This window comes from Pseudomonas sp. Irchel 3A5 (genome assembly GCF_900187575.1).
Lineage (GTDB): Bacteria > Pseudomonadota > Gammaproteobacteria > Pseudomonadales > Pseudomonadaceae > Aquipseudomonas > Aquipseudomonas folii.
In genome coordinates this window covers 1-12,151 of sequence record NZ_FYDU01000009.1, presented here as the reverse complement: position 1 = coordinate 12,151, position 12,151 = coordinate 1, and the positions used below count along the sequence as shown (strand labels likewise).

Sequence of the window (12,151 nt, the reverse complement as noted above, 5' to 3'; positions counted from 1 at the left end):
TCCAATTCCGATTCTGAAGTGTGGTTTTCTCAATGAAAGTGTTGAAAGGTCAGGACATCCTGGCACTGGGTTTCATGACGTTTGCCCTGTTCGTCGGGGCTGGCAACATCATCTTCCCGCCCATCGTAGGCCTGCAGGCCGGGCCGCACGTGTGGATGGCGGCGCTGGGCTTTCTGGTTACTGCGGTTGGCCTGCCAGTGGTCACCGTCATCGCACTGGCCAAGGTCGGTGGGGCAATGGATGCGCTGAGTAGTCCGATTGGGAAGGTCGCTGGCAGTGTCCTCGCGGCTGTCTGTTATCTTGCCGTCGGCCCGCTGTTTGCCACGCCACGCACAGCGACTGTCTCTTTCGAAGTCGGTCTCGCGCCCTTGACGGGGGACAGCGCGACAGCGTTGTTTCTTTACAGCCTCGTGTACTTCCTGATCGTGCTCTGGGTGTCTTTTTACCCAGGTCGTTTGCTGGACACAGTAGGGCGCTTTCTGGCGCCGCTGAAAATCATCGCACTGGCGGTGCTGGGGATTGCAGCTTTCGCGCTGCCCGCAGGAGATATCGGTGTTGCTGAGCCAGCTTATGTCGCTGCGCCGTTTTCCCAGGGCTTTATCAATGGCTACCTGACCATGGATACTTTGGGCGCGCTGGTATTCGGTATTGTCATTGTCAACGCCATTCGTTCCAGAGGCGTCGAATCGCCGCAGTTGATTACCCGTTACGCGATCATTGCCGGTTTGATTGCGGGTGTCGGACTGGCTCTGGTTTACATCAGTCTGTTCCGTCTGGGCTCCGGCAGTCATGCCGTTGCAGCGGGGGCGAGCAATGGCGCGGCTGTGCTGCATGCCTACGTGCAACATACCTTCGGTTCGCTGGGGAGTGGCTTCCTCGCGGTGCTCATCTCGCTGGCCTGTCTGGTCACTGCTGTGGGCCTGACATGTGCCTGTGCCGAGTATTTCGCCAAGGTATTGCCGCTGTCATACAAGACTCTGGTGATAATTCTGGCGGCATTCTCGTTGCTGGTTTCGAACCTGGGCCTGACCAAGCTGATTCTGTTCTCGATTCCGGTACTGACGGCTATTTATCCGCCCTGCATTGTTCTGGTCGCGCTGAGTTTCTGCAAAAGCTTCTGGTACTCCCAAGGCCGTATGGTTGCGCCGGTGATGCTGGTCGCGTTTGTGTTCGGTCTGATTGATGCGGTCAAAGGCGCCGGCTTTACAGATTACTTGCCTCATGCCTTGAGCAATTTGCCTCTGAGTGAGCAAGGTCTGGCCTGGCTGATCCCTGCAGTCATTGTTCTGTGTGTCGCGTTTGTCTTTGATCGGGTTATCGGCAAGCGTAACGAAGCACTGGCCTGATCTAATGGCATGAGATAAACGTTCGGAAAAATATCGACAGGCGAGTGTATTAAACGTGTAACTAATAAAGCCCGCTCATGGCGGGCTTTATTATATGAAAAGTCGGGGAAACTTTTCGGCTTACTTGGTGGTCGCTGGATCTTGAGTCGTCTTGCCAGCTTCCTGAGCGCGCTGTGCGTCCGCTTCGGCATTCTTCTGAGCGGCTTCCTGACTTTCTTTGGCCGCGTCGTTCACTTTGTCCTGAGCCTTTTGCATCGACTCCTGAGATTCCTGAGCTGCTTTGTTCGCATCTTGTTGAGTGTTCTCGGATTTCTTGTCGCAAGCGGCAAGGCCCAAGGTGGCAGAGAGCATCAAGGCATAAGCTAAAGTATTGCGCATGGGGTGTTTCTCCTTATTGAATATCTACGAGCCTAAGAGCCTTGCGCGTTAAGTTAAGTTCCACCTCTTTTTTCGCGAATTGAATTTGTATGTCAGACGCACAATCCAAGGACTGTACGGTATCAGGGTAACTTTAGATAAAAATATAAAACGGGTAGCACGCTTTGCGAGTGAAAGCCTTGTGTTTGAGCGGGTCGGGGGGGGGCTTTCCCCGTTGGCCTCTACCAGACATCTGCAGTGCAATGATTCAGTGTGGAAGCAAATGGCATCACGCAGGCGCTGCGTTATTCCAAGAAAATCATAGGAGGGCCGAATGCGGGCGTTGTGCATGTGTGCCTCAAGCGCACACTTGTTCTCTGTTTGAGCACGCTCGCCATTGATACGGATTGCGAATGTCGCGATCGCTGCTTACCCTCGCTGTAGAGCTGATTGCCACAGCGCGAGCGCATTTCAAAATAGAAGACTTGTAGATCGAATCAGGCAGGCCCTTGAAATCCGAGACCCAGCCCCCACTTTGATGACAACCCGCCGCCAGACACCGGTTCCGGCTTGTGTCTGGCGGCTTATGCCATCTGATTGGAGTTTGATGACCATGAGTGTGGAAACTCAAAAGGAAACCCTGGGCTTCCAGACCGAGGTAAAGCAGCTGCTGCACCTCATGATCCACTCGCTGTATTCCAACAAGGAAATCTTCCTTCGCGAGTTGATCTCTAACGCCTCTGACGCCGTCGATAAACTGCGCTTCGAAGCACTGTCCAAGCCGGACCTGCTTGAAGGCGGCGCGGAGCTGAAAATTCGCGTGAGCTTCGACAAGGAAGCGAAAACCGTCACGCTGGAAGACAACGGCATCGGTATGAACCGTGACGACGTGGTCACCCATCTGGGTACCATCGCCAAGTCCGGTACCGCTGATTTCATGAAAAACCTGTCTGGCGATCAGAAAAAAGATTCGCACCTGATCGGTCAGTTCGGTGTGGGCTTCTATTCGGCCTTTATCGTTGCCGATCAGGTTGAAGTATTCAGCCGTCGTGCTGGCACACCTGCCAGCGAAGGCGTGCACTGGTCTTCCAAAGGCGAAGGCGAGTTTGAAGTTGCCAACGTCGAGAAGGCCGAGCGCGGTACTCGTATCGTCCTGCATCTGAAGAGCGGTGAAGACGAGTTTGCGGACGGCTACCGTCTGCGCAACATCATCAAGAAATACTCCGATCACATCGCCTTGCCGATCGAGCTGCCGAAAGAATCCGCCGCTGCCGAAGGCGAAGAGGCTCCGGCTGTTGAGTGGGAAACCGTCAACCGTGCCAGCGCGCTCTGGACCCGTTCCCGTACCGAAGTGAAGGACGAGGAATATCAGGAGTTCTACAAGCATGTCGCCCACGACTTCGAGAACCCGCTGAGCTGGAGCCACAACAAGGTCGAAGGCAAGCTGGAATACACCTCTCTGTTGTATGTGCCTGCTCGCGCGCCGTTCGACCTGTATCAGCGTGAAGCGCCCCGTGGCCTGAAGCTGTATGTGCAGCGCGTGTTCGTCATGGATCAGGCTGAGTCGTTCCTGCCGCTCTACATGCGTTTCGTCAAAGGCGTGGTCGATTCCAATGACCTGTCCCTGAACGTTTCCCGTGAAATTCTGCAGAAAGACCCGATCATCGATTCGATGAAGTCGGCGCTGACCAAGCGTGTCCTGGACATGCTGGAAAAACTGGCGAAAAACGAGCCTGAGCAATACAAAGGCTTCTGGAAGAACTTCGGTCAGGTCATGAAAGAAGGCCCGGCAGAAGACTTCGCCAACAAAGAGAAAATCGCCGGTCTGCTGCGGTTCGCCTCGACTCACGAAGAGGGCGGCGAGCAAGTCGTTTCTCTGGCCGAATACCTGGCTCGCGCCAAGGAAGGTCAGGACAAGATTTATTACCTCACCGGTGAAACCTACGCACAGGTCAAGAACAGCCCGCACCTTGAAGTCTTCCGCAAGAAAGGCATCGAAGTGTTGCTGCTGACCGACCGTATCGATGAGTGGCTGATGAGCTACCTCAGCGATTTCGACGGCAAAGGTTTTGTTGATGTGGCACGCGGTGATCTGGATCTGGGCAAGCTTGATTCCGAAGAGGACAAGAAAGCCCAGGAAGAAATCGCCAAGGACAAAGAAGGTCTGGTCGAGCGTCTGAAAGCAGCGCTGGGCGAATCTGTCAGCGAAGTTCGGGTTTCCCATCGTCTGACCGACTCTCCTGCGATCCTGGCCATCGGCGAGGCTGATCTGGGCTTGCAGATGCGTCAGATCCTCGAAGCCAGCGGCCAGAAGGTTCCGGATTCCAAGCCGATCTTCGAATTCAACCCGGCGCATCCGCTGATCGGCAAGCTGGATGCCGAGCAGAGTGAAGAGCGCTTTGGCGACCTGTCGCACATTCTGTTCGATCAGGCTGCGTTGGCAGCCGGTGATAGCTTGAAGGATCCGGCGGCTTACGTGCGCCGTCTGAACAAGTTACTGGTCGAGTTGTCGGTTTAATATTCCGAGTCAAAGAAAACCCGCTTCGGCGGGTTTTCTGATTGTGCTCCACCCATTTGTCTTTCATTACTTGAGGAGTCAACGATGAGCAGCAACGTTTCTGTGCGTTCAGTGGTGTACCAGATCGACGGTCAGCCTTACGAGAGCCGTTTGGTATTCGACTCGGGTGACGCGTCGTCACGTCCCGGTCTGCTGATGGCCCCTAACTGGATGGGTGTTACTGAAGGCGCCGAGAAAATTGCTCAGGCAGTCGCAGAACAGGGTTATGTAGTGTTCCTGGCCGACCTTTACGGTCAAGGTACGCGCCCACAGAACAACGATCAGGCTGGCGCGGCGATGATGCCGCTCAAAGATGACCGTGCACTGCTGCGCAAGCGCATGCAGGCCGCTCTGGATCAATTGCTGGCCCAGACTGATGCGCCGGTTGACGCTGATAAAGTCGCTACCTTCGGTTTCTGCTTCGGCGGTTGCTGTTCTCTTGAGCTGGCGCGTACTGGCGCTAACCTGAAAGCAGCTGTGTCATTCCATGGCACGCTGGACACACCGAACCCGGCTGATGCGAAAAACATCCAGGGTGCGGTATTGGTGCTGCACGGTGCATCGGATCCACTGGTACCGAAAGAGCAGTTGCCGGCATTCGAAGCTGAAATGAATGCCGCAGGTGTGGACTGGCAATTGCTGAGCTACGGCGGGGCCGTGCATTCGTTCACCGACCCTCACGCGCAAACACCGGGCATGATGCAGTACGACGAAAAGACCGCCAAGCGCGCTTTCGTGTCGATGCATAACCTGCTGGATGAAGTGTTCAAAGGCTGACACGCGAGACTGAATAACGGTAGGAGCGAACTTGTTCGCGAGGCGATGTTCCTGAATACGCAGGCCCAACCTCGCGAACAAGTTCGCTCCTGCCGTGGTGTTACGGCAACTCAATCCTGCCAATCTCCCCCGGCACCGTCGGCCAGTCTCCGGCCGCCCAGCGGGTTCTTGCCCGTTCGATCAGCGCCGTATCACTGGCGACGAAATTCCAGTTCATGCGTCGTGGCCCGTCCAGTGGTGCGCCACCGATGAGTACCGCGTGGCACTCACTTTCCGCACACAGATTTATCATCTGCCCTTGCTCAAGCACGACCAGCGTTCTGGCTTCCAGCGGTTCGCCATCCACTGACGCTTCACCGCTGATCACGTATAGCGCGCGCTCTTCATGTTCGTCAGGTATCTGCAAGGTCGTCGCGGTTTGCATGTGGAGTTCGGCATACAGCGTCGGTGACAACACCGGGACCGGCGAGGTCAGGCAAAAACCAGTACCAGCGATCATCCTGATCTGAATACCAGGGTTGTCGGCAACCGGCAGACTGCTGGCCGGGTGATGACTGTAATGGCCTTCGCCTGTTTCGTGGCTTTTGGGCGAAGCCAGCCAAACCTGCAAGCCGTGCATGCGCGAGCCGCTGGCCATGAGGTCGGCGGGCGTGCGCTCGATGTGGGCGATGGCGGCGCCTGACGTCATCCAGCTGACCTCTCCGGGGGCGACTTGCTGGTCGCTGCCGAGGCTGTCCTTGTGCAAAAGACGGCCCTCGAACAAGTACGTCAGCGTCGACAGGCCAATATGCGGGTGCTGGCGAATATCCATGCCGTTGCCCGGCGCGTAGTCCGTCTCCAGCATGTGATCGAAAAATACAAACGGGCCGACACTGCGGCATTTGGCCGAAGGCAAGGGGCGCAGGATTGGCTGGCCTTCCACGTATTCGGCGCGGGGTTTGATGGTAAGCATCAGGCAGTTCTCGGCAGTCAGACCAGTAGGGTGTTGATGCTGATCTCGGCGGTGGTCATCAGCTTGTGAACGGGGCAGCGATCCGCGATGCGGTGCAGTACCGTGCGCTGTTGTTCGCTGAGAGTCCCTTCAAGGGAGAGTTCGACGTTCAGGCGGTACTTGCCTTGTCTTTCTTCGTTGTCATCGTGAGTGACCTTGACGGTGATGCCGGTCAGGGGGATGTCATGTTGCTTCGCGTACAGCTTGACGGTCAGTGTCTTGCACGAGGCCAGCGCCGCGTCGAAATAATCATGAGGGGAGGGCGCAGAGTTTTCGCCACCCAGCTCGACCGGCAGGTCAGTAAACACTTCGTGTTGCTGGTTGATATCGATTTTGTGGCGAAACCCGTCAGGGCTAACGGTGCTGACGATGACAGACATGGCGGCCTCGGCTTGCAGGTAAAGGAAAATATCCTACCCGCATAGCCGTTACTCGGCCTATAAAATCGGTGCTCATAAAAAAGGCGCCTCGAAAGGCGCCTTTTTACACGACTGAAGCTGAATCTACAGCGAGGACGGAATTACTTGCCCTGCCAGCGCTTCATGACCAATGTCGCGTTGGTGCCACCGAAGCCGAAGCTGTTGCTCATGACCTGGTCGATCTTTGCATCTTCCTGGGTCTTGAGCAGGATCGGCATGTCAGCGACAACCGGATCCAGTTCGTCAATGTTGGCCGAACCTGCGATGAAGTTGCCTTCCATCATCAGCATGCAGTAGATCGCTTCGTGAACGCCTGCGGCGCCCAGGGAGTGACCCGACAGGCTCTTGGTGGAGCTGATGGCTGGAGCGTTGCCTGCGAACACTTCACGCACGCCTTCCATCTCTTTGGCATCGCCGACCGGAGTCGAAGTGCCGTGAGTGTTCAGGTAGTCGATAGGGCCTTCAACGGTGGACAGTGCCATCTGCATGCAGCGGATTGCACCTTCGCCGCTCGGCGCGACCATATCGTAGCCATCGGAAGTAGCGCCGTAGCCCACGATTTCAGCGTAGATCTTGGCACCGCGGGCCAGAGCGTGTTCCAGCTCTTCAACCACGACCATACCGCCACCGCCTGCGATGACGAAGCCATCACGGTCAGCGTCGTAAGCGCGGGAAGCCTGTTCTGGAGTGTCGTTGCGCTTGCTGGACAATGCGCCCATGGCGTCGAACAGGAACGACTGGCTCCAATGCTCTTCTTCACCGCCACCGGCAAACACGATGTCCTGCTTACCCATCTGGATCTGTTCCATGGCGGTACCGATGCAGTGGGCACTGGTGGCGCAGGCAGAAGCGATGGAGTAGTTCAGGCCCTTGATCTTGAAGGGTGTGGCCAGACAAGCGGAAACCGTGCTGCTCATGGTCCGCGTAACGCGGTATGGGCCAACGCGCTTGACGCCTTTTTCACGCAGGATATCCAGCGCTTCCATCTGGTTCAGGGTCGATGCACCACCGCTACCAGCGATCAGGCCGGTACGCGGGTTGGAGACTTGCTCCTCGGTGAGGCCCGAGTCGGTAATCGCGTCCTTCATGGCCAGGTAGGCATAAGCTGCCGCGTGACCCACGAAGCGAAAGATCTTGCGATCGATCAGCTCTTCGAGGTTGAGGTCAATGGAGCCGGAAACCTGGCTACGCAGACCCATTTCGGCATATTCCGGATTGAAACGGATGCCAGGGCGGCTTGCACGCAGGTTGGCGGAGACGGTCTCTTTGTCATTGCCCAGGCACGAAACGATGCCCAGACCAGTGATAACGACGCGGCGCATGCGGATAACCCTTAGAAGTTGTCAGTGGAGGTGAAGACGCCGACGCGAAGGCCTTCGGCGGTGTAGATCTCGCGACCGTCGACAGTGACCGAGCCATCAGCGATGGCCAGGTTCAGCTTGCCCTTGAGGACGCGTTTGATCTGAATGTTATAGGTGACTTTTTTGGCGGTCGGCAAAACCTGGCCGAAGAACTTTACTTCGCCCGAACCCAGTGCACGACCACGGCCTGGCAGACCCTGCCAGCCGAGGAAGAAGCCAACCAGCTGCCACATGGCATCAAGGCCCAGGCAGCCCGGCATTACCGGGTCACCTTCGAAATGGCAGGCGAAGAACCACAGGTCCGGATTGATATCCAGCTCAGCGACCAATTCACCTTTGCCGTACTTGCCACCCTCTTCGCTGATGTGAGTGATCCGATCGACCATCAGCATGTTAGGGGCGGGCAGTTGCGCGTTACCTGGGCCGAACAGCTCACCGCGACTGCAGCGCAGCAGGTCTTCCCGGGTAAAGGCGTTTTGTTTGGTCATGCGAGCTCCTCAATAATCTCGTGCGGCAGGGTGGGGCATCGTGTGCCCCGCAAGCCAGTCCTGGCCGGCTGACTCGCCAGGGGTCTGCCGGCAGCCTACTCATAGACTATTGCGTTGTAGTGAAAGTCACAGCACAAGATAAATGAAAGTACACTTGTGCACTGAAATTTGCCATCCAGCCGACCACCAGGGCCGATTTAGCGGACAAGACTGCCGCAATTTAACAATTATCGCCAGTCACAGTTGCCCGAAAGGGAATCCATTTGTGCAAAACCTGCTGTAAATCAGTACGTTTGAAGGGTTTTGCCAGGTAGTCGCTCATCCCTGCCTGTAAACAGGCGTCACGGTCACCCTGCAATGCATTGGCGGTCAGGGCGATAATCGGCACCTGACTCAGGCCGGGTAATTGTCGAATGTGGCGTGTGGCTTCGTAGCCGTCCATGACCGGCAGTCGGCAATCCATGAAAATCGCTGCATAGGGTGCACTGCCGGCCATGCTCACTGCCTGTGCGCCGTCTCTTGCAACGGCCACCTGATAACCCAGATTGTGCAGCATGGCGCGAATCACCGCGCAGTTGACCTCGTTATCTTCTACCAGCAAAACGTTACGTTGCTCACCATCGGTATCGACTGCGGATTCAGCCCGATCCGGCGTATCGATGGTTTCGGGCAGAAGGGCCATCGGGATTTCCAGGCTGAACAGCGAACCCGATCCCTCTGTACTTTGTGCGCGTAGCGTTCCGCCCATGCGTTCGGCCAATGTGCGGGCGATGGGCAGGCCCAGCCCTGTGCCTCCGTAACGTCGGGAGATCGAGCTGTCCGCTTGCTGAAAAGCGTCGAACATTGATTCCAGGCGATCCTGATGGATACCGATTCCGCTATCACGGACGTGGCACACGAACAAAATACGCCCCTCATCCAGCGATTCGTACTCAGCTTCAATGTCAACGCTGCCGCGTTCGGTAAATTTAAGCGCGTTGCCGATCAGATTGACCAGAATCTGCCGGATGCGGGTCGGATCGCCCTGGACCCGCAACTGATCCAGCCCAGGCTGGATATGCAATTGCAGAGACAGATTGCGTTGCTGTGCATCGTGGCTGAAGGCCTGACTGGAGGTACTGACCAGATCCGCGACATTGAATGCGATGTTTTCCATTTCCAGCGAATGCCGCTCGAACCGGGAAAAATCCAGGATGTCGTTGATCACACGTAGCAGGTGTTCAGTGGATTCGGTGGCAAGCGCCGAATATTCGGCCTGCTCTTCAGTCATCTGCGTTGTTTCCATCAACTGCAGCATGCCCAGTACACCGTTCATGGGTGTACGCAGCTCGTGACTCATCATCGCCAGAAAGTCCGACTTTGCGCCGTTGGCGCGTTCTGCTTCTTCGCGGGCCTGAATCAATTGATCGATGAAGCGCTGTTGCTCACGGCTGGCCTTGTCCAGGTTTGCCGCAAGATTGTTGATATGGCGCGCCAGATCACCCAGTTCCGCGTCGTCAGGTACGGGCAACGGTGTCCGGTAATCGCCTTGCTGGATCGCTTTGACCGCTTCGCCCATTGCACTGATGGGTTGCGAGAGGCTTGAAGCCAGGCGTCTTGCGAGAATGAACGTGAACAGCAATGCAAACAGCGCAAGAATCCCGGCCTTGAACAGGATTTCCTGCTGGCGCTCGCTGAAGGCTTCGTTGGACATGCCGACCAGCACGCGGCCCAGATAGTCCTGAGCGGCGCTGACAGTGTCCTCATGGTTGCCGAGGAAATCCTTGCCCAGCCTGATCTGCTGCGAGCGAATCGGCGCCTGAAAGATCTCCACCTGTTTGGGGGGCGCATCAGCGCCACCGGGCTGCTCGACGTACACCAGAACCTTATTAAGGCTGTCCTGAACTTCGATGAAGCGCACGTGAGGCGTCGATAGCGTCGCGCGCATCAGGCTTTTCAGAACTTCGTCGTTGCCAACGATGACGCCGTATTCCGACGCGGGCGCCAGCTGGTTGGCGATCAACTGGCCAGTGTGATTGAGTTCCTGACGCAGATCCTGAATGCGCACAAAGGTAAAGAAGCAGATCAGCAACAGCGTCAGCAGCAACGCGGGACCAAGGCTGATCATCTGTGTCCGGGTGTTGATGTCCCAGTGTCGGCCAACCTTCATGGGCGCTGCTCCGCCTGACTCAGGCTGATGGTCACTGCTGCATCGTCGATGGCGATGATGCCCAGTGACTGAGCCACGCGCGGATTGCTCATGACTTTGAAGTGCCGCGGATATTGTGCGCGCGGCCATTGCTCGGGCGCCTTGTCGAGCAGAGTGTCAAGGGTGTTCAGCCAGTCGATTTCATCGCTGTAGGTGCTGGCGAGGCTACCCGCTTTGACAAAGGAGGCGTTGGGTCCAAATAGCGCCTGTTGATGAGCATAGCTGCTGAGCAACAGGTTCTTGGCGGTCCTGGCGTTGTAAAGGTCCGGGTCATCGAGCCCCAGTAACACGTCACTGCGGATCAGCAGACGCTGCAATGACTGGTTTTCCGCGCTGGGTGTCCACGGCTGGGAAATGACTCGCAGCCCCATGGCGAGTGCCGCATGGCGCAACTCTTTGAGCAGGAACTGGCTTCGATTATTGAACAACACGCCGATCTGTCTGGCTTCGGGCAGTAGGTGCCGGATCAGCAGCAATTGGCGAGTCACCGGCGGATCGCTCCACAGCAGACTCAAGGTAGGCGGGCGCTTTTCACCCAGTCGCTCATGGGCCTGAATTCGACTGACGCGCAGTACCAACGTCCTCGGGCCTGCGCTGTCGCTCAGTCGCCAGTCCAGGCTAGCGGTGTCGAGCAGTACAAGGCGCGTGTGTTCGCTGATATTGCCGGGGGACGGCATTTTATCGGTTTCGACAAAGCGTATCTGGTCGTTCGGGCGGCGCTGGCTCAACTCGGTCACAAAGCTCTGGATGCCAGGGCTGGTTCTGGCGGCTGTCAGCAAAATATCGGCAGCCGATGCCATTGTGCAGTTCACCCACATGAATGCCGCGATTGCAGTGCAGCGCAGAAGTCTGCCCGAGAAAGCCATAGCCGTGTCCCTACTTGTTCGTCCGGTTACCGCACTATTCATGCCCGGCATGTTAACCGAGACACGGCTTATTGCCACGCGGGGTGTAGTTGGTTGGTTTTTGGTGTAGTGGTTTTGTGGGCATATCCGTTATGGAGGTAATGGCTGATATTGGTTGCGCCCTTACGGCGCCTCACTTTTGGGCCCAAAAGTAAGCAAAAGGCTCTTGCCCCACCACTGGGTGCCTCGCTGTCGCTCGGCATACCCGTAATCCGACATTGCTGCGTGGGGCCGCCGCCACCGGCCATCCATGGCCTGAGGCGGCTAAACCGGCATCCCTGCCGGTTTGCCCCACACAACAATATCGAATTCCGGCCGGCGTGGTTTAACGGGGCGCCTTAGATCAAAATCAAAAGCAGATCAAAAGCAGCGGATTCGCCTCGGACCGGTAGGAGCGAACTTGTTCGCGAGACGTCACCACAGCCAATGAATACCTTGTCTGACACACCGCATCGCAGCCTTCGGCAGCTCCTTATCTGTTAGCAATCTGTCAGATTAGGTGCCGAGAGTCGACGTGGACGATCGCTCGCTCCTCGATTTAGCCGATCGTTCTGTAGCAAGGTCTCCACGTCGATATCTCCTCACACACGCCCGTACAGTTGCCCGAGGTTGCACTCGAAGATAAGGCTGGGCAAGTGAGGAGAGACTCTCGACCTACCCAGATTAACGGAGATCGTGATGACCTGCATTGGCATTGGCATCGATGTGAGCAAAGCCACCCTCGACATCTGCGTGCATCAACATAAAAAACCTCTTCGAACA

General features: G+C 56.7%; 10 protein-coding genes. 3 read left to right on the top strand and 7 right to left on the bottom strand.

Annotation, left to right across the window (positions count from 1 at the left end; translation table 11 throughout):
• Positions 1 to 32 precede the first annotated feature (32 nt).
• Complete coding sequence (gene brnQ, locus CKW31_RS16170) at positions 33 to 1,346, top strand: branched-chain amino acid transport system II carrier protein (RefSeq protein ID WP_095096952.1); 1,314 nt, start codon at positions 33 to 35, stop codon at positions 1,344 to 1,346.
• 120 nt (positions 1,347 to 1,466) lie between these two features.
• Here brnQ and CKW31_RS16165 read toward each other — a convergent pair whose 3' ends face one another.
• Complete coding sequence (locus tag CKW31_RS16165; RefSeq protein ID WP_087267897.1) at positions 1,467 to 1,724, bottom strand: hypothetical protein; 258 nt, start codon at positions 1,722 to 1,724, stop codon at positions 1,467 to 1,469.
• 592 nt (positions 1,725 to 2,316) lie between these two features.
• Between CKW31_RS16165 and htpG the strand changes: the two genes are divergently transcribed.
• Together htpG and CKW31_RS16155 are read left to right on the top strand one after the other, a co-directional pair.
• Positions 2,317 to 4,221 (top strand): molecular chaperone HtpG, encoded by a 1,905-nt coding sequence (gene htpG, locus CKW31_RS16160; RefSeq protein ID WP_095097556.1) that lies wholly within the window; start codon positions 2,317 to 2,319, stop codon positions 4,219 to 4,221.
• 84 nt (positions 4,222 to 4,305) lie between these two features.
• Complete coding sequence (locus CKW31_RS16155; protein WP_095096949.1) at positions 4,306 to 5,037, top strand: dienelactone hydrolase family protein; 732 nt, start codon at positions 4,306 to 4,308, stop codon at positions 5,035 to 5,037.
• Positions 5,038 to 5,137: 100 nt separating this feature from the next.
• On the opposite strand, the gene CKW31_RS16150 is transcribed toward CKW31_RS16155, so the two are convergent.
• The 6 genes from CKW31_RS16150 to CKW31_RS16125 form a co-directional block, all read right to left on the bottom strand.
• The gene (locus CKW31_RS16150) at positions 5,138 to 5,989 is read right to left on the bottom strand and encodes a pirin family protein (RefSeq protein WP_095096946.1); all 852 of its coding nucleotides are present in this window, start codon (positions 5,987 to 5,989) and stop codon (positions 5,138 to 5,140) included.
• A gap of 17 nt (positions 5,990 to 6,006) precedes the next feature.
• Positions 6,007 to 6,408, bottom strand: coding sequence for an OsmC family protein (locus CKW31_RS16145; RefSeq protein WP_095096943.1), 402 nt, complete (start codon positions 6,406 to 6,408; stop codon positions 6,007 to 6,009).
• 140 nt (positions 6,409 to 6,548) lie between these two features.
• Complete coding sequence (gene fabB / locus CKW31_RS16140) at positions 6,549 to 7,769, bottom strand: beta-ketoacyl-ACP synthase I (protein ID WP_095096940.1); 1,221 nt, start codon at positions 7,767 to 7,769, stop codon at positions 6,549 to 6,551.
• 11 nt (positions 7,770 to 7,780) lie between these two features.
• Positions 7,781 to 8,296, bottom strand: a complete 516-nt coding sequence (fabA, locus tag CKW31_RS16135; protein WP_027898655.1) for a 3-hydroxyacyl-[acyl-carrier-protein] dehydratase FabA — start codon at positions 8,294 to 8,296, stop codon at positions 7,781 to 7,783.
• Positions 8,297 to 8,516: 220 nt separating this feature from the next.
• The gene (locus tag CKW31_RS16130) at positions 8,517 to 10,445 is read right to left on the bottom strand and encodes a response regulator (RefSeq protein WP_095096937.1); all 1,929 of its coding nucleotides are present in this window, start codon (positions 10,443 to 10,445) and stop codon (positions 8,517 to 8,519) included.
• Positions 10,442 to 11,350, bottom strand: coding sequence for an ABC transporter substrate-binding protein (locus CKW31_RS16125; RefSeq protein WP_095096934.1), 909 nt, complete (start codon positions 11,348 to 11,350; stop codon positions 10,442 to 10,444). The genes CKW31_RS16130 and CKW31_RS16125 overlap by 4 nt, the downstream gene beginning before the upstream one ends.
• Between the last annotated feature and the right edge of the window lie 801 nt (positions 11,351 to 12,151).